Below are 16,327 nucleotides of genomic sequence, written 5' to 3'. Positions count from 1 at the left end.
GGGGAGCCGCCGGGGGAAGTCGGAGCTCGGGGGAAGACGCTCCCCGAGGGCGAGACGTCGCGGTGACACGGGGCGGGCGGAAACAGTCGGGGAGGGCCTGCTCGTCCTCACCGGGCGGGCTCACCCTGCCGCGCGCCGCTCCGCGTGCTCGGCGAGGGCCGTCGGCGCGCTGAGCGCCACCAGACCGAGGAGGACGAGTGCGAGGTTGGCGTAGAGCTCATGTCCGTCGAGGAAGGAGAGACGCCGGATCACGGCCCAGTAGTGAAACCATCCCGTCCAGTCGTGGAGCAGCCCGGCCGCTCCCTGGATCAGCATGATCATTCCCAGTCCCTCACACACCTTCTTCATGCCTTCGACCGTAGGACCGGGAGACGATGGGCGAGATCAGTCGATGGTCTACGGCCGACCGACTTTGGTCGCGGACCGGCTCCGGGCGCCGCCCCACCGCGACCTCGGTCAGTAGATTCGACGGCATGGCCGGCACTGAATCCACCGGTCCGCGCGACGCGGCTCCCGACGAGGGTGGGCGCCGCACCGCGCGGGACTGGTTCACCGACATCCTCTGCGTCCTCGCGGCGGCCCTGTTCTCCTTGGTGACCTCGGATTCGGTGGTCGACAACCCCGAGATCTCCGACACCGAGCTCTTCTCCCAGGTGCTGATCGGCGGGGTGGCCTGCCTGGCGCTGTGGGTGCGGCGCCGCTGGCCGGTGGGGCTGGCGGTGGTGCTGCTGATCCCCTCGGCGGGCTCGCACTATGTGGCCGGGCCGCTGCTGGTGGCCCTCTTCACGGTCGCCGTGCACCGCCCGGTCCGCACCACCGCCGCCGTCGGCGCGCTGGCCATGGCCATGGGCGCGGTCGACGCCGCCCTCCACCCCGACCCCGAGCTGAGCTACACCGGCTCGGTGCTGGTCGGCGCGGTGCTCTTCAACGCCGCCATCGGCTGGGGGCTGTTCGTGCGCTCCCGCCGGCAGCTGCTGGAGTCCCTGCGCGAGCGGGCGCGGCGCGCGGAGACGGAGGCGGCGCTGCGGGCCGAGCAGGCGCAGCGGCTCACCCGAGAGCGCATCGCCCGCGAGATGCACGACGTGCTCGCGCACCGGCTGTCGCTGCTGAGCGTGCACGCGGGCGCGCTGGAGTACCGCAGCGACGCCTCGCCCGAGGAGGTGGCCCACGCGGCGGGCGTGATCCGCACCAGCGCGCACCAGGCGCTCCAGGACCTGCGCGAGGTGATCGGGGTTCTGCGGGCGCCGACCGTCGACCGGCCGCAGCCCACGCTGCGCGATCTGCCGCGGCTGGTGGAGGAGTCGCGGCAGGCGGGCATGCGGGTGACGCTGTCCGACGGGCTGGACCGATGGGACGCGGCCGTGGTGGACGCGCTGCCCGACGGCACGGGCCGTACCGCGTACCGGATCGTCCAGGAGGGCCTGACCAACGCGCGGAAGCACGCACCGGGCGCCGAGGTGACGGTCCTGACCGCGGGCGGCCCCGGCGAAGGGCTGAGCGTGGAGGTCCGCAACCCGGTCCCGGACGACGGAGCTATACGACCGGAGGGGGCGATACGGCCGGAAGGGGCGATACGGCCGGAAGGGGCGACACGACCCGAGGGGGCGGGCCCGGCCGGGCCCGAGGCCGGGACCATCCCCGGCGCCGGTGCCGGGCTCACCGGGCTGCGGGAGCGCGCGGCGTTGGCGGGCGGGCGGCTGGAGAGCGGCCGCATCACGCGGAGCGGAGACTTCCGGCTCGCCGCCTGGCTACCGTGGCCTGCATGAACGCTCCCGCACCCGCGCCCGTCCGCCTGCTCCTCGTCGACGACGACCCCCTGGTACGGGCCGGGTTGCGGCTCATGCTCGGCGGTCCCTCCGGTATCGAGATCGTCGGGGAGGCGAGTGACGGCCACGAGGTGGACGTGCTGGTGGACCGGCACGCCCCGGACGTCGTGCTGATGGACATCCGGATGCCCACGATGGACGGGCTGACCGCCACCGAGCGGCTGCGGCGCCGTGAACGGGCCCCGGAGGTCGTCATCCTGACGACCTTCAACGCGGACGAGCACGTCCTGCGCGCGCTGCGCGCCGGGGCCGCGGGCTTCGTCCTCAAGGACACCCCGCCCGCCGAGATCGTGGCGGCCGTGCGGCGGGTGGCGACGGGCGATCCGGTGCTGTCGCCCACGGTGACCCAGCAGCTGATCGACCATGTGGCCGGTTCCGGGCGGGACCTGCGTCAGGTCCGGGCGCGGGAGCTGCTGGACCGGCTCAACGACCGGGAGCGGGAGGTCGCCGTCGCCGTGGGCCAGGGCAGGTCCAACGCCGAGATCGGCGCCGGGCTCTATATGAGCGTCGCCACGGTCAAGACCCATGTCTCACGCATCCTGGCCAAGCTCGACCTCAACAACCGGGTGCAGATCGCGCTCTTGGCGCACGACGCCGGACTCCTGGACGGCGCCGACTGACGGACCGGCGGGGACGGCGTTCGGAACAGGGAGTGACGGTGCCGGGCGGCCAAGCTCGCGGGGTTCGCCGCGGGCGGCCGGAAAATCGCGCCGTAGGCGGTCGGGCCGAGCCCGGAGAATTACTGCTGGACACCGGCTGACCAGCGCGTCTATGGTCCGTACGCGCCCGTGATGATCTTCCGGGCAGGAGTGCACACCCTTCCGGAGGCACCCTCATGACCGAGCTGGTCATTCGCTCGCTCACCGACAGCGACGTGCACCTGTTCCACGCGCTGTCCGACCCCGGCCTGGTCGGTCGGGCCCGCTTCGGGCACGAGTACCGCACGGTCGCCGAGGGCGGCGAGTACCGACCCGAGTGGACCTGGGTCGCGCTGCGCGACGGCGTGGTGGTGGCGCGCGCGGCCTGGTGGGCGGGGCCCGAGGACGAGGCCCCGGTGGCGCTGGACTGGTTCGACTTCGCGGAGGGCGAGGAGGAGGCCGCCGCCCGGCTGCTGCGCACCGCGCCGCTGTGCGCGGAGTACAGCCTGCTGGCGCCGCCCGGTTGGCGCGACGAGCCCGAGCTGGTGGCCGCGGTCCTGGCCCGGGTCGAGGCGGCCACCGCCGGCGGCCTCATTCCGCTGGCCGAGCGGTTCCGCTACGAATGGACGCCGGAGTGCGGGCTGCCCGCGCGGCCGGGACGGCTGGAGTTCCGCCCGGAGCCGGACGACACGGTGGTCGCGGAGGTGTTGCGCCGAGTCCTGGAGGACACGCTCGACGCGCACGACCAGCGGATCGTCGCCGAGTCGGGGGTGGCGGCGGCGGTGGCCGAGACCCTGGAGTTCCTCCACTGGTTCCCCTCCCCGCGCGACTGGTGGCGGTTGGCCTACACGCCGGGCCCGGACGGGGAGCTCGTCGGCATCCACGTCCCGGCGCGCAACCCGGCCGGCCCGTGCGTGGGTTACGTCGGTGTGGTGCCCGAGCGCCGGGGCTGGGGCTACGCCCATGAGCTGCTCGTCGCCTGCACGCATGACCTGGTGGAGCGGGGCGCCACCCGGATCGCGGCCGCGACGGACCAGGACAACGTCCCGATGGCCGCGGCCTTCGCCAAGGCCGGCTACCCCGTCACCCAGGAGCGCATCGACCTCGTCTGACGCCCCGCCACACGCCGCTTCCGCCCCTGACGACACCCGGCGCACACCGGCACCGCGCACCCCTGACGCCCCGCCACACGCCGGCGTCCCACGCCCTGGTGCGTCCGCGCCCCGCGTCCCGCAGCATGGTGAGAACGTATGCCACCGGTGACGGCACGCCCCTGGAGCCCGCGCCGTCAGTGAGGAGCCGCCAGTGCTGTTCGAGGTGTGGGCGCCGCGCGCCGGTGACCGGGTCGACCTCCATCTGGACGGCCGCACGTACCCCATGGAGCGCGACCCCGGCCGGGCCGGCTGGTGGCGGGCCGAGGCCCCGGCCGGGCCCGGCGCGCGGTACGGCTTCGCGCTGGACGGGGGGCCGCCACTGCCCGACCCCCGTTCACGCCGCCAGCCCGACGGCCCCGACGGGCTGAGCGCGGTCGTGGCACCCTCCCCGGACCGACCGGGCATGGCTCACGCCCCGGCCGGGCCCGGCTCCGACGCCCGTTCCGCCGACCCGACCTCCCCGGGAGCGCCCGCCACCGAGGGGAACCCCGGTGCCGGGCACTCCCCCACCGGGCACTCCCCCGACGCCCGCCCCGCCGGGCCCGGCCGGGCGTGGGGTGGGCGCCCGCTGCCCGGCGCGGTCCTGTACGAGCTGCACATCGGCACGTTCACCCGCGAGGGCACCTTCGACGCCGCCGTCGAACGCCTGCCACACCTGGCCGCGTTGGGGGTGACCCACCTTCAGCTGATGCCGGTCTGCCCCTTCCCCGGGCGCCACGGCTGGGGATACGACGGGGTGTCGCCCTGGGCCGTCCACGAGCCGTACGGGGGGCCCGAGGGGCTACGGCGCCTGGTCGACGCCGCGCACGAGCGGCACGGGCTGGGCGTGGTCCTCGACGTGGTCCACAACCACCTGGGTCCCTCCGGCAACCACCTGCCGGCCTTCGGCCCGTACTTCACCGACACCCACCACACGCCCTGGGGCGCGGCGGTCAACCTCGACGCGCCCGGCTCCGACGAGGTCCGGGCGTACTTCATCGGCAGCGCGCTGGCCTGGCTGCGGGACTACGCCGTCGACGGGCTGCGGCTGGACGCGGTGCACGCGCTGCGCGACACCAGCGCCCGACACTTCCTGGCCGAGCTGTCGTCCGCCGTGGACCGGCTGGCCGCCGAGACCGGGCGGCCGCTGTTCCTGATCGCGGAGTCCGAGCTGAACGACCCCCGCATCACCACTCCGCGCGAGGCGGGCGGCCTCGGGCTGCACGCGCAGTGGAACGACGACTTCCACCACGCCCTGCACACCGCGCTCACCGGTGAGTCGCACGGCTACTACGCCGACTTCGCCGCCGATCCCGCCCACGCCCTGACCAAGACGCTGACCGCCGGCTTCTTCCACGACGGGAGCTACTCGTCCTTCCGGGCCCGCCGCCACGGCCGCCCGCTGGACCCGCGCACCACCCCGGCCGGCCGGCTGCTGGGCTACGCCCAGACGCACGACCAGGTCGGCAACCGGGCGGCCGGCGACCGGCTCGCCGCGACGCTCTCCCCCGGCCTGCTGGCCTGCGCCGCCGCCCTGGTGCTCTGCGCGCCCTTCACCCCGATGCTGTTCATGGGCGAGGAGTGGGGTGCCCGCACCCCGTGGCAGTACTTCACCGACCACACCGACCCGGAGCTGGCCGCGGCCGTGCGCTCCGGCCGCCGCCGCGAGTTCGCCGCCCACGGCTGGGCCGAGGAGCAGGTGCCCGACCCCCAGGACCCGGCCACCCGGGAACGCTCCTGCCTGGACTGGGCCGAGCCGGAGCGGGAACCGCACGCGGCGCTGCTGGCCTGGCACCGGCGGCTGATCGCGCTGCGCCACGCCGAGCCCGCGCTTCGCGACCCTCGGTGGCACTACGGCGCGCTGGCCGCCGACGCCGACCGCACCCTCCACTTCCGGCGCGGCCCGCTCCATGTCGCCGCCAACCTGGGCGACCGGCCGGCCGAGCTCGCGCTGGGCGCCGAGGCCGCGGACGCGCGGGTGCTGGCCGCCTGGCGGCCGGTGGACCCGCCGGCGGCGGACGGCGTACTCCACCTGCCGCCGGAGACGGCGGCCGTGCTGCGGCTGACCGGCTGAGCCGGGACGACGGCGCGGCGGACCGGGCTCAGTCCTCGTCGGGCGTCAGCCGCAGCGAGATGGAGTTGATGCAGTACCGCTGGTCGGTCGGGGTCGGATAGCCCTCGCCCGCGAAGACGTGCCCGAGGTGGGAGCCGCACCGGGCGCAGCGCACCTCGGTGCGGACCATGCCGTACGCACGGTCCTCGATCAGCTCCACCGCCTCCGCGTCCTTCGGGTCGTAGAAGGACGGCCACCCGCAGTGGCTCTCGAACTTGGTGTCGGAGCGGAACAGCTCGGCCCCACAGGCGCGGCAGGAGTACACGCCGGCCGTCTTGGTGTCGGTGTACTCACCCGTGAAAGCCCGCTCGGTCCCGGCCTCGCGGAGCACCTGGTACTCCTGCGGGGTCAGCTCCGCGCGCCACTGCTCCTCCGGCTTGTCGACCTCGTACGGCATGTCGGATCCCTCCGTGGTGGTCCTCAGCTCTCCAGGCGGGCGAGGATCTCCGGACCGAGGTCGGTCACATCGCCCGCGCCCATGGTGAGAACGAGATCACCGGGCCGCGCCATTCCTGCGATGGTGTCCGCGACCGCGCCCTTGTCGTGCAGCGGGGTCACGTCGGCCCCGCGCGCGGCGGCGGCGTCGATGATGAGCGCGCTGGTCACGCCCGGGATCGGGTCCTCACGGGCCGGGTAGATGTCGAGCACCACCGACGCGTCGGCGAGGGTGAGCGCCTCGCCCATCTCGACGCCCAGCTCCTGGGTGCGGCTGAACAGGTGCGGCTGGAAGACCACCAGCACCCGGCCCTCGCCCGCGCCGCCGCGGATGGCCTCCAGGTCGGCGGAGATCTCGGTGGGGTGGTGCGCGTACGAGTCGATGACCTGGACCCCGGCGGCGGTGCCCTTGAGCTGGAGCCGGCGCTTGACGCCGGTGTACGAGCGCAGCGCCCGGGCGAGGTCGGACGCCGGGACGCCGAGGGCGGCGCCGGCGGCGAGCGCGGCGACCGCGTTGAGCGCGTAGTGACGGCCGGGCACGCTCACCGTGAAGGTGAGCTCCTCGCCGTCGAGAACGACGGTGACCTCGCTGGTCAGGCCGTGCGGGGCGATCCGGAGCACGCGCACGTCCGCGTCGGCGGCCTCGCCGTAGCTCACCACCCGCAGCCCGTCCCGGCCGGCGATCCGCTTGGTCAGCTCGCGGGCGCCGTCGTGGTCGGCGGAGACGACGAGGGTGCCGCCGGTGCGGACGCGGCCCACGAAGGTCTCGAAGGACTCGTAGATCTCGTCCATCGAGGCGTAGTTGGCGTGGTGGTCCAGCTCCACGTTGAGGATGATCGCGACCTCGGGCGCGTACTTGTGGAAGCTGCGGTCGCTCTCGTCCGCCTCCGCCACGAAGATCTCGCCGCCGCCGTGGTGGGCGTTGGAGCCGGGCGCGTCCAGGTCGCCGCCGATGGCGTACGACGGGTCCAGCCCGAGGGTGCTCAGCGAGACGGCGAGCATCGAGGTCGTGGTGGTCTTGCCGTGGGTGCCCGCGACGGCGATCGGCCGCGAGCCGTCCATCAGCGCGGCCAGCGCGTCGGAGCGGTGCACGACCGGGATGCCCCGCTCGGCCGCCGCCGCCAGCTCCGGGTTGTCCGCGCGGATGGCGCTGGAGACGACCACGCAGCTGGCGTCCGCCGCCAGGTGCTCGCCGGCGTGGCCCAGGTGCACGGTGGCGCCGAGCCCACGCAGCGCCTCCGCGGTCGCGGAGTCCTTCGCGTCACTCCCCGCCACCTGCGCGCCCCGCATCGCCAGGATCTTGGCGATACCCGACATTCCGGCGCCGCCGATGCCGATGAAGTGCGGTCGGTCCATGGCGGACGGAATGGCTGCCATATGCGGGCTCTCCTCGCTGCTGTGCACTGATCGTCGTTCCTCGCCGACGATTCTCGCATCACTGTGCGACCACCCGACCGCGCGGCGGCGACGGCCCCGCACCGACCCCGGTCGGGCCCGCCCCGAAAACCGACCGCTCACGCTCGCCGCGCGAACGGCTCCCGCATCCGGACACGAAACCGACCGCTCACCGCACAGCCCACCCGCCGCGCGAGGGCGCCGCACATCCCGAGGCACAACAACCCGCCGCGCGAACGGCGCCGCGCCCCGTCGTCGAGGCGGGCGCCCGCGGGCCTACCCCCCGGCCGCCGCCTGGTCCTCGTCGACCGCGTGGGAGAAGAGCTTGAGCACGGGGACGCCGACCTTGTGGCGGGCGCGGGAGGCCCAGTCGCGGTGGAAGAACTCCTCGACGAAGTGCGGGGCGGTCAGGACGATCACCTCGTCGGCGCCGGTCTCCTCGACCACGGAGCGCAGCAGGTCGAGCGGGTGGCGCTCGACGATCTGGCCGACGGCCTCGCTGCCGGCCGCGCGGAGCGCTTCCAGGGAGTGGGTCAGGGCGCGCTGGGCGGGGGGCACGGCCTCCTCACCCTCCGGCTCGTCGCCCTCCCGCACGGCGCGGTCCAGGTAGCCGAGCGCGACGTCGTCGATCGCGCGGAGCAGCCGGTCCTGGTCGCCACGGGGCTGCATGAGCACGACGAAGGAGACCGGGTCCTCGCCGTGCAGGGTGGTGACGAACTCCACGTCCGCCGGCGTCAGCGGCTTCTCGATCATCAATACGCTCGTGAACACGTCGGGCGCCGCCCTTCTTCGTCACGGGCCTGAGGCCCCACTTCTCGGGCCGGTGGGCCCGACGTCCACTCGGGGCCGGTGGCCCCATGTCCCCGCGGAGCCTGTCCGTCCGGCCCCGACGGTTCCAGAGGCCGATTCGGCCCCGACGGTTCCACGGTGCCTCGGGGACTCCACAGAAACCATCCTGCGCGCCCGCGCGGTCCGCGCGGGCGCTTGGGCTCGCTCGTCTGAAGTCTGCCCAGCAGGAGCCAAGCGGAACTGAATATTCCGCCGGCCGTCACGTCCGACGGTAGCGGGTGAAGAGAAAGCCGGCCTCCTCCATGACAGAGGCAAGAACAAACCGTTCCGGCGCCGTGACAGGCGGCCCGCTCGCGATCCTGGACGCGTCCCCGGCGGCGACCAGTGGCGCCAGTGAGAGGCACAGCTCGTCCAGCACCCCGGCCGCCGTGAACTGCCCCAGCAGCGTCGGGCCGCCCTCCGTCAGCAGCCGGGTGAATCCGCGCTCCGCCAGGGCCGTCACCACCCGGACCGGGTCGACCCGGGTGCCCTCCCCGGCCACGATCACCTCGGCGCCGGCCGCGCGGGCCGCGGCCACCCGCTCCGTCGGCGCGGAGGCGCCGGTCAGCACGAGCGTCGGCACCAGCGGCTCGGTGAACAGGGGGGCCGTGAAGTCCAGCGTGAGACCGGCGCTGACCACGGCGATGGCGGGGGCGGGCGGCTGGCCGAGCGCCGCCCGCCGGGCCTGGAACGCCTCGCGGGCGCGGGCCGGGCGGTAGCCCTCCTGCCGTACCGTCTCGGCACCCACCACCACCGCGTCGGCGAGCGCGCGCAGCACGCCGAAGATCCGCATGTCGGCGGCGCAGGACAGCGGCTGCGAACGGCCCTCGTGGTAGGCGGCGCCGTCCAGCGAGGTGACCATGTTGGCGCGCAGCCAGGCACCCGTGCGTCCGGCGTCGGCCGCGCCCCCGCCCGCGTACTCCGCGGGCTCCGGGTAGGCGTAGACGTCCGCCAGCTCGTCGAGCCCCCATTCGCGGTCATCGAGGGCGGCGGCGGGCAGATCGGGGAAGACGGGGAACAGGCGTCGCATACGCGGCAGTGTGACATGGCTCGCTCACGGTCGGAGGCATACCGGTGAGCGTCTACGCTGGGTAGCTGTGTCCTCCACGAACGCCGTCGCTCCGGGCGTCCCCGCAGCGCGCACCACCGCTTCGGACGCCGCCTCCTCGGACGGCCCGGTCGCCCTCACCGCCCGCTCACCGCAGGTGCCGGCCGACCGCCTGGTGGCGGAGATGGTGCCGCCGCCCCGCTTCGGCACGGCGCGCTTCGACACCTACATCCCCGACCCGAACCAGCCCAGCCAGACCGCCGCGGTCAAGACGCTGGGGGACTTCGCCGCCCAGCTCGGCGGCGGGGCGAGCGCCGCCGGCGGCAGCGGACGGAAGCGCTGGTTCCGGCGGGAGTCGCGCCCCGCGACCCCCAGCGGCCCGCGCGGCGTCTACCTCGACGGCGGCTACGGCGTCGGCAAGACCCACCTGCTGGCCTCGCTGTGGCACGCCACCCCCGCCGCCCCCGAGCTCAAGGCGTTCGGCACCTTCGTGGAGCTGACCAACCTGGTCGGCGCCCTCGGCTTCCAGCAGACCGTGCGCACGCTCGGTGAGCACCGACTGCTCTGCATCGACGAGTTCGAGCTCGACGACCCGGGCGACACCGTCCTGGTCTCCAGCCTGCTGAGCAAGCTGGTCGAGTCCGGCGTGGCGCTCGCCGCGACCTCCAACACCCTCCCCGGCAAGCTCGGCGAGGGGCGCTTCGCCGCCGTCGACTTCCTGCGCGAGATCCAGGGTCTCTCCGCCCACTTCCGCGCCCTGCGCATCGACGGCGAGGACTACCGGCACCGCGGGCTGCCCGAGGCCCCGGCGCCGCACTCCGACGACGTCGTCACCCGCGCCGCGTACCGCACGCCGGGCGCCTCGCTGGACGACTTCCCCTCGCTGCTCGACCACCTGTCCAAGGTCCACCCGAGCCGCTACGGGGCGATGTGCGACGGCATCGAGGCGGTCTGCCTGACCGGCGTCGTCCCGGTGCCCGACCAGTCCACCGCGCTGCGCCTGGTGGTGCTGGCGGACCGGCTCTACGACCGCGAGGTCCCGGTGCTGGCCGCCGGGGCGCCCTTCGACGCGCTCTTCGGCGAGGAGATGCTGCGCGGCGGCTACCGCAAGAAGTACTTCCGGGCGATATCCCGCCTGACCGCCCTGGCCCGGGACGCGAAGCGGCTCGTCGAACCGTAGTCGCGGTGATCATCCGCGTGGTACCAACGTGTGGTCATGTACCTGTCCGCCAGCAGGGAGTCATCGCATGTCGACCACACGACGTCAGGTTTTGGCCCGCACCGGCGCGCTGAGCGCCTCGATAGCCTTCGCCGGTAGCGTCTCCGAGCTGTTCACCGGCACCGCCGCCGCCGCGGGCGGCGCGTCCACGGAGCAGGCGCGGGACGGCCACGCCGGGTACGGCCCGCTCGTCCCCGACCCGCACGGCCTGCTCGACCTCCCCGAGGGCTTCCGCTACCGGGTGCTCTCCCGGGAGGGCGACCCACTGCGCTCCGGCGAGGGCCCCGTGCCCGGCAACCACGACGGCATGGCCGCCTTCCCCGGCCGCCACGGCCGCACCCACCTCGTCCGCAACCACGAGAACCGGGCCACCGCGAAGCTCCGCGTCCCCGCCGTGGAGGGCCTGACCTACGACCCGGCCGGCATGGGCGGCTGTACGGCGCTGGAGCTCGACCCCCACAACCGGGTCCTGGGCGAGCGGGTCGCCATCGCCGGCACCGCGGTCAACTGCGCGGGCGGCCGCACCCCCTGGCACACCTGGCTGACCTGCGAGGAGACCGAGGACAAGGCCGGCACCAACGGCTACACCAAGGACCACGGCTTCATCTTCGAGGTGGACCCGTACGACCCGCGGCGCACCGGCGCCCACCCGCTCACCGCCATGGGCCGCTTCCAGCACGAGGCGATCGCGGTGGACCCGCACAGCGGCGTCGTCTACGAGACCGAGGACGCCTTCCTCAAGCCCTTCGGCCTCTTCTACCGCTTCCTGCCGGACAAGCCACTCGGCGGCCGCGGCTCGCTGCGCGCGGGCGGCCGGCTGGAGGCGATGCGGGTGCCCGGGGTGGCCGACCTGTCCGTCGTCCAGGAGCCCGGCACCCACTTCGACCGCGTCGAGTGGGTGCCGGTCCCGGACCCGCTCGCCCAGGAGACCCCGATCCGGCTCCAGGACTTCGGCCGCGGCGGCATCACCCACGCGCAGAAGCTGGAGGGCTGCTACTGGGGCGGCTCGTGCGTCTACTTCGTCTCCAGCTTCGCCAAGAGCGCAGACGGCTCGGCCGCCGACCACTTCGGGCAGGTGTGGCGGTACGACCCCCGGCGGCGTCGACTCACCCTGGTCGTCGTCTTCGGCCCGAGCACCGACGTCCAGCTGCCCGGCGAGTCCCCGGACAACATCACCCTGGCGCCCGACGGCGGCCTGATGGTCTGCGAGGACGGCAACGGCGCCCAGCACGTCTACGGGCTGACCCGGCGCGGCGAGGTGTACCCGATGGCCCGGGGCGCACAGAACATCGGGACCCCCGAGGAGCCGGAGTGGGGCGAGTTCGCGGGCGTCACCTTCTCCCCGGACCGTCGCACGATGTACGTCAACTGCTACGCCCCCGGCACGACCTTCGCGGTCACCGGGCCCTGGCACCACTGCTGACCCGGGCCGGCCGCCGGCGGGGCACCCCGCCGGCGGCCGGGTCGGCACCGGCGGTCACAGCCGCGGCGTCCAGCGGGCGCGGAGCGCGCAGGACAGCCCGACCACCGCGGCCGTGAGGACGGCGGCGCCGGCCAGCGGCCACAGCGGCGCCGCCACGGTGCCGCTGTGGGAGCCGCTCACCAGGGCTGACACGGCGGCGTTGGCGGGCGAGCCCCCCACCACCAGGGCCAACAGCGCACCGCACGCGGTGGCGGGGACGGCCCAGGCCGGGCTGTGCAGCAGCGGCGGGCCGCACAGCGCCCCGAGCGCCGTGCCGAGCAACGCGCAGGCGACGGCGGCCAGCAGTCCGGCGGCGGTCGCCTCCCCGAGGGGCACGTCGACCCGGAGGTCGGAGCTGCGCGGGTCGCTGAAGGCCGCGACCAGCAGCGTTCCGACGGTACCCAGCCCGAGCGCGCTGCCCAGCGCGGTGATCAGGCAGGCGAGCTGCACCCGCACGGGGCCGGCCGCGGCGGTCGCGCAGTCCCGCGCGGCGAGTGGCTCGTTGCCGAGACACACCCGCACCAACCAGGCGGAGACCGGGAGCAGCGCCGCCGCCGCGCCGCCCAGCGAGTCGAGGATCGGTTCGCCGGTCCGCACCCCGACGACCAGAAAGACGCAGTACAGCAGCAACGGCGCCAGCCAGCGGTACGAGCGGGCCAGAAGCGCCGCCTGATAGTGGACGAGTACGGGCAGCGAGGCGGTCACGGCGTCCTCTGGCTCGGCAGTGGATGGTCGTCGGCGGCGCCGGTCGGGCGCACGGCCCCGGGCGGCACGGGGGTGACCGCCCGGATGTGCCAGGGCGGCCGGCCCGAGAGCAGGGCCCGCAGCAGCGCGTCGGAGTGCGCGGCGCCGACGGTCAGCCGGACCGGGCGCCCGGCGCCGCCGGCGGTGCCGGGCGGAGCGGCCGCGGAGACCTCGGGCGCGCCGGGCAGGCGGTCGGGCAGCGTGGCCCCCGGCGGGCCCTCGACGTCGATCGCCACGCGAGGCCCGGGCGCTCCCCGCCCGGCCCGCGGCGCGTCGCGCGGCGGGCCCGTATCGAGGCCGGCCGCGGTTCCGCCGGTGCCGGATCGGTCCGGCGCGGGGGTGGCGTCCGCCGCCGGGGCCGACGCCGGCAGCAGCCCCCCGTCGGCCACCCGGTAGGCGACGTCCGCGGCACCGGCCAGGCGGAGCGGGTCGTGGTCGACGAAGACGACCAGCCCGCCGGCCGCGACCCGGGCCTGGACCGCGCGGTCGAGGACGCCGCGTGCCGACTGGTCGAGGCCGGTCCACGCCTCGTCGAGGACGAGCAGGCCGGGCTCGGCGAGCAGGGCCTGGGCGACGGCCACCTTCTGGCTGGTGCCCTTGGACAGCGCGGCCAGCGGCGTGTCGGCGTGGCCGAGCGCGTCGAAGCGCTCCAGCCAGTCGCCGGCGGCACGCCGCGCGGCCGTCCGCTCCAGGCCGTGGATCCGGCCGAGGTGGGTGAGGTAGCCGAGGGCGGTCAGGGGCAGGGCCGCGGGGAAGCGCTCGGGCACGTAGGCGGCACGGGGCCGGCCGGTGATCCGGCCCGCGCTGGGGGCGTCGATCCCGGCCAGCAGTCGCAGCAGGGTGGACTTGCCGCCGCCGTTGACCCCCTCGACGCGAACCAGGCCGCTCGACGGCAGCTCGAGGTCGACACCGCGCAGCACCCAAGGCCCCCCGAGCCCGTACCGGCGCCCGACTCCGTGCAGTCTCATGGGGGTTGAGCCTACGATCGGCACCGGTAAAGGCCACGTCAGACCGGACGTGATCTTCGTTCCGCGGTGCTGGCACACTGGGACGGTGACCAGCCCTGATCCGCGTCCCAGCACCGCCGTCCCCCACCAGGGAGACCCGTACCCCGGCCGCCCGGCCCGTCGCCCGGAGGCGGAGCGGGACGCCGCGCCGCAGTTCGTGCTGCCGCTGCTGGTCCGCATCGAGAAGGCCGCTCCCCCGGCCCGTACCGACGCCCTGGAGACGGCCGCCCGCGCGGTGCTCATGCTGCTCTCGGACGAGCGGGCGACGGCCGCGGACGGCGCCTGGGCGGAGGCCGTGCGCGACTGGCAGGACGCGCGGATCCGCAAGGTGGTGCGGCGGGCGCGCGGGGCCGAGTGGCGGCGCGCGGCGGCGCTGCCGGGCATCACGGTCACCGGGCACGCGGCCGAGGTGCGGGTCTTCCCGCCGGTGCCGCTCGACGGATGGCCCAAGGAGCTCGTGAAGCTCCAGGTCTCGGGCACCGACCTCGACGACCCCGAGCCCCCGACCGCGCCGGACGACGGCGCGCCCGTGCTGTGGCTCAGCCCCGAGCTGGAGATGTCCGCGGGCAAGGCGATGGCCCAGGCCGGTCACGGCGCGCAGCTCGCCTGGTGGGAGCTGGCCGACGCGGAGCGGGCGGCCTGGCGCGCCGCGGGCTTCGCGCTGTCCGTGCGCACCGCCGAGCCGGCGCGCTGGGCCCGGCTCACCGCCTCCGGGCTGCCGGTCGTCCGCGACGCCGGCTTCACCGAGATCGCCCCCGGCTCCTGCACCGTGGTCGCCGACCACCCGGCCCTACGCGCCCGACTGCCCCACGCCTGACCCGCCCCGCCCCTCGGTGGGCAGCCCCGTCTGGGCCTCACGGAGGACGGCCGGTCCGGCCCCCACGGAAGCCGGCTCCTGCCCGACGGCTCCGGTCTGGGCTCTTGCCTGGCGGCTGCTGTCTGGTCCCCACGGAGGACGGTCCCGGTCCGGGCGCCGCGGAGGACGGGCCCCGGGTCCGGCCCCCGCGAAGGACGACCCCCGGTCTGGATCCGACGGAGGGCGGCTCCGTTCCGGCCCCCGCAGAGGCGACCTCCGGGGCCGGCCCCCCGGTGCCAGGCCCCGGCCGCCCGCGGGTGTCCGCCCACGGGCGGCCGGGCGGGGCTCCGGGCGCTCGGGGCGTCAGAACCGCAGCGCCGCCACGATGCGTTCGTGGGCGGCCAGCGTGTCGTCGGGCACGAACGCCACCTCACTGCCCGTCTCCAGCGCGGCCTCGACGATCTCGTCGACGATGTCCTCACGCACGGACTGCACGCCGCCGCCGGTCGTCTCGCCTTCCGCGACCGGGAGCAGGTGCTCCTCCGCGACCCGCACCGTCTGCGCGTAGTTCTCCTCGACCACCAGCAGGTCGATGCGGCCCTCCTTCACCGTCTGCCACACCTCGTTCAGCCCCGCGGCGAACGCCTTGCGGCCCTGGGCCTGCTCGACGCGGCCGATGGCCCGTTCGGTGTCGCGCTTGGCCTGCTCGGCCAGGGCCGGGGCCACGGCCTCGGCCAGCACCGGGGCCGGGCCGTTGGTCAGACCGCCCTTGACGATCTTCGCCACGGCGGCCTTGGCGGCGCCGCCTGTCTCCTCCAGCAGGCTGAGCGCGGGCGCCACACCCATCAGGTAGAGCGGGCGCGGGTCGGTCGCCAGCAGCGTCTCGACGGCGGAGTTGACCTGCCGCATGTAGTGACGGGTGCGCTCGTCGTCATAGGCGCTCGGCGCGTCGCCGATGCGCTCCTCGCGCTCGGGATCGACGTTGTCCCGCGGCTCCGGCTCGGCCGGGAAGTCGGCGGTGCGCTCCTCGCGCAGGGTGTTCTCGCTGCCGCTCCAGAGCGTCGTCCGGTCCACGGCGACGGCCAGCACCCAGTACGGCCGCACGCGCTCCCGCGCCGAGACCAGGTTGCGGGTCAGATAGGTGTCGCTGAAGACGACGCGCTCGGGGACGGACCAGGGCAGGGACCACACCTGGTGCTCGCCGGCGGCCGCGAAGATCACCAGCCCGTCGAGGCAGTGGCGCAGGTCGAGCTCGGCCACGGCCTTGTCCAGCCGGCCGCTGATGTCGAAGCGCGCGTCGCGCGGCACCTGGGGGTCGTCCTCCAGGCGGTGCTTGGCCTCGGCGACGAGCCGGCGCAGCCGGGTGGAGTCCTGCGCGTTGTCGGTCTCTCGCCGATGGGTGGGAAGGGTGACGGTGACCGCCGGGTAGGTCCGTCGCGTACGGAGGGCGGCCAGCGTGCTGGATGTCAGATCGGTGGTGCGCATCATGACCTTTCGACGGGGCCTGCCTGCACCAGCAGGATCACCCACACCCGGCGGGCCCGCATCACGGAGCGGGCGCCCGGACACCCCGTCGGTGGCCCTGCCCGGCGCCCGCCCGCCCGGCCGGCGCCCCGGCCGGGCGGGCGGGCGGACGTCCGGCCCGGCGACGGGCGCGTGGACGGGACCGACGGGCGCGTGGAC

General features: G+C 75.1%; 15 protein-coding genes. 7 read left to right on the top strand and 8 right to left on the bottom strand.

Features of this window, described 5'->3' with window-relative positions; translation table 11 throughout:
* Window positions 1-120: 120 nt before the first annotated feature.
* On the bottom strand, window positions 121-348 hold the full coding sequence (locus CD790_RS06760; protein ID WP_144382126.1) for a hypothetical protein: 228 nt from the start codon (window positions 346-348) through the stop codon (window positions 121-123).
* 125 nt (window positions 349-473) lie between these two features.
* On the opposite strand from CD790_RS06760, the gene CD790_RS06755 reads away from it, so the two are divergent.
* From CD790_RS06755 to treZ, 4 genes are all read left to right on the top strand, one after another.
* Window positions 474-1,766 (top strand): sensor histidine kinase, encoded by a 1,293-nt coding sequence (locus CD790_RS06755; RefSeq protein WP_144382125.1) that lies wholly within the window; start codon window positions 474-476, stop codon window positions 1,764-1,766.
* Window positions 1,763-2,446, top strand: coding sequence for a response regulator transcription factor (locus CD790_RS06750; RefSeq protein WP_144382124.1), 684 nt, complete (start codon window positions 1,763-1,765; stop codon window positions 2,444-2,446). Before CD790_RS06755 ends, CD790_RS06750 begins: the two co-directional genes overlap by 4 nt.
* 215 nt (window positions 2,447-2,661) lie before the next feature.
* Window positions 2,662-3,576, top strand: coding sequence for a GNAT family N-acetyltransferase (locus tag CD790_RS06745; RefSeq protein ID WP_144382123.1), 915 nt, complete (start codon window positions 2,662-2,664; stop codon window positions 3,574-3,576).
* A gap of 193 nt (window positions 3,577-3,769) precedes the next feature.
* Window positions 3,770-5,671, top strand: coding sequence for a malto-oligosyltrehalose trehalohydrolase (treZ, locus tag CD790_RS06740; RefSeq protein ID WP_399217055.1), 1,902 nt, complete (start codon window positions 3,770-3,772; stop codon window positions 5,669-5,671).
* Window positions 5,672-5,699: 28 nt separating this feature from the next.
* On the opposite strand, the gene msrB is transcribed toward treZ, so the two are convergent.
* The 4 genes from msrB to CD790_RS06720 form a co-directional block, all read right to left on the bottom strand.
* Window positions 5,700-6,107 (bottom strand): peptide-methionine (R)-S-oxide reductase MsrB, encoded by a 408-nt coding sequence (msrB, locus tag CD790_RS06735; protein WP_144382122.1) that lies wholly within the window; start codon window positions 6,105-6,107, stop codon window positions 5,700-5,702.
* A gap of 23 nt (window positions 6,108-6,130) precedes the next feature.
* Window positions 6,131-7,522: a UDP-N-acetylmuramate--L-alanine ligase gene (murC, locus tag CD790_RS06730; RefSeq protein WP_144382121.1), complete on the bottom strand. Its 1,392-nt coding sequence runs from the start codon at window positions 7,520-7,522 to the stop codon at window positions 6,131-6,133.
* Window positions 7,523-7,816: 294 nt separating this feature from the next.
* A complete protein-coding gene (locus tag CD790_RS06725; protein WP_144382700.1) occupies window positions 7,817-8,293 on the bottom strand; it encodes an indole-3-glycerol phosphate synthase in 477 nt (158 codons plus the stop codon).
* A gap of 295 nt (window positions 8,294-8,588) precedes the next feature.
* Complete coding sequence (locus CD790_RS06720; RefSeq protein ID WP_144382120.1) at window positions 8,589-9,398, bottom strand: pyrimidine reductase family protein; 810 nt, start codon at window positions 9,396-9,398, stop codon at window positions 8,589-8,591.
* A gap of 67 nt (window positions 9,399-9,465) precedes the next feature.
* Between CD790_RS06720 and zapE the strand changes: the two genes are divergently transcribed.
* Both zapE and CD790_RS06710 read left to right on the top strand, forming a co-directional pair.
* Window positions 9,466-10,596, top strand: coding sequence for a cell division protein ZapE (zapE, locus tag CD790_RS06715; RefSeq protein WP_260867387.1), 1,131 nt, complete (start codon window positions 9,466-9,468; stop codon window positions 10,594-10,596).
* Between the two features lie 67 nt (window positions 10,597-10,663).
* Window positions 10,664-12,058: an alkaline phosphatase PhoX gene (locus tag CD790_RS06710; protein WP_144382119.1), complete on the top strand. Its 1,395-nt coding sequence runs from the start codon at window positions 10,664-10,666 to the stop codon at window positions 12,056-12,058.
* A gap of 54 nt (window positions 12,059-12,112) precedes the next feature.
* Here the strand turns inward: CD790_RS06710 and CD790_RS34445 are convergent, their stop codons facing one another.
* Both CD790_RS34445 and CD790_RS34440 read right to left on the bottom strand, forming a co-directional pair.
* Complete coding sequence (locus tag CD790_RS34445) at window positions 12,113-12,802, bottom strand: ABC transporter (RefSeq protein WP_399217051.1); 690 nt, start codon at window positions 12,800-12,802, stop codon at window positions 12,113-12,115.
* Window positions 12,799-13,809 (bottom strand): ATP-binding cassette domain-containing protein, encoded by a 1,011-nt coding sequence (locus tag CD790_RS34440; RefSeq protein WP_186318908.1) that lies wholly within the window; start codon window positions 13,807-13,809, stop codon window positions 12,799-12,801. The genes CD790_RS34445 and CD790_RS34440 overlap by 4 nt, the downstream gene beginning before the upstream one ends.
* Window positions 13,810-13,894: 85 nt before the next feature.
* Here CD790_RS34440 and CD790_RS06700 point away from each other — a divergent pair, with 85 nt between their 5' ends.
* Window positions 13,895-14,665, top strand: a complete 771-nt coding sequence (locus CD790_RS06700) for an aminoacyl-tRNA hydrolase (RefSeq protein WP_260867386.1) — start codon at window positions 13,895-13,897, stop codon at window positions 14,663-14,665.
* A gap of 342 nt (window positions 14,666-15,007) precedes the next feature.
* Here the strand turns inward: CD790_RS06700 and CD790_RS06695 are convergent, their stop codons facing one another.
* Window positions 15,008-16,129 carry a chemotaxis protein gene (locus tag CD790_RS06695; protein WP_144382697.1) on the bottom strand — a complete coding sequence of 374 codons (1,122 nt, stop codon included), beginning with the start codon at window positions 16,127-16,129 and terminating at the stop codon, window positions 15,008-15,010.
* Between the last annotated feature and the right edge of the window lie 198 nt (window positions 16,130-16,327).

Source organism: Streptomyces sp. SAJ15, from assembly GCF_007595705.1.
Classification (GTDB): domain Bacteria; phylum Actinomycetota; class Actinomycetes; order Streptomycetales; family Streptomycetaceae; genus Streptomyces.
This window is presented reverse-complemented; position numbering and strand designations above follow the sequence as displayed.